This window comes from Devosia elaeis (genome assembly GCF_001650025.1).
GTDB lineage: Bacteria > Pseudomonadota > Alphaproteobacteria > Rhizobiales > Devosiaceae > Devosia > Devosia elaeis.
Window position 1 is genome coordinate 1 of sequence record NZ_LVVY01000140.1, and the last position, 1118, is coordinate 1118.

Consider the following 1118-nt stretch of genomic DNA (forward strand, 5'->3'; position numbering starts at 1 on the left):
CAAGCAACTGTGGATTGTTTGATGATGGCGTTTAGGATCGAGATGAACTTTCGCATTGCGGCGTTGATTGCGACCTTGAAGGGTTTTCCATTGGCCCGCAGACGGTCATAGAAGGTCCGAAGGGCGGGGACGCGCGCCTTGAGGGCGCTCAGAGTGGCCATATAGAGCACGTTTCTGACACTGGCGCGTCCGCCGCTGCATCGCCCCGCGCGTGCCGTCCGGCCTGACTGTCTGGCATGGGGCGCCACCCCGACCAGGCTGGCGAGCTGTTTGTGGGTGGCATGACCCAGCTCGGGCAGGTCACAGAGCAGGGTTGCGGCCAGAACCGGTCCGACGCCGGGTATGGTCATCAGGATGGTGTAGCGCTCATTGAGATGGCTAGCGCGGATATGATCGACGATTTCGCGGTCGAGCCGTGCAATATTGGCTTGAACCATGATGTGCATGCGGCTCAACAGGGTGCGCACCAATTTGTCCTTGGCGATGTCGAGCCGGGAGACAAGCTTGTTGCGTTCAGCCACCAATTGGCGGCGCAGGCCGGCCAGTTCGTCCAGGCGCTGGCGGGCCGGATCGGGCTGATAGTCATGCTGGCCAGGCGTGAGCTGCACATAGCGCGCGATCATCCAGGCATCGATGGGATCGGTCTTGGCGTGGCGGCCCAGAGCCCGTGCCAGGGCGCGCACGCGGGCGGGCGGCACCAGGCAGACCTCAAACCCCGCCTCGGCGAGGGTGTTCAGCGCTTGCCGCTCATAGCCACCCGAAGCCTCCAGGCCGATCCGCTCTACGCCCAGACGGTGCAAGTATGCGGCCAGCCGGGCCAGCCCCTTGGGTGAATGATCCACACTCAGAACATCGGATCCGGGCAGGACATGCACGTCCAGTCGGTCCTTCGAAACGTCAATGCCGGCCACGATGGGTTCTGCTATCATCTCTTCTGCCTCTCCCTGGCTTGTGATGCGGGCCAAGGCCCTCTCAACTGTTCGGGTTTAGGGAAGAGCCGGCAGGACCTCGCTTGACCTCGGCCGATAAGGCCGACCCGAAGACGGTCACTGCCAACCCGGGAGCGCGGCCGTTACCGCCTCCCGGGAACATTTAAACAGACTTCACCGATACAAGCC

The 1118-nt window shown here is 62.9% G+C and carries 1 protein-coding gene; it reads right to left on the reverse strand.

Features of this window, described 5'->3' with window-relative positions; translation table 11 throughout:
- Window positions 1-929: IS110 family RNA-guided transposase (locus tag A3840_RS18205; RefSeq protein ID WP_067460430.1), on the reverse strand; the 929-nt coding region annotated here is incomplete at its 3' end.
- Window positions 930-1118: the final 189 nt, after the last annotated feature.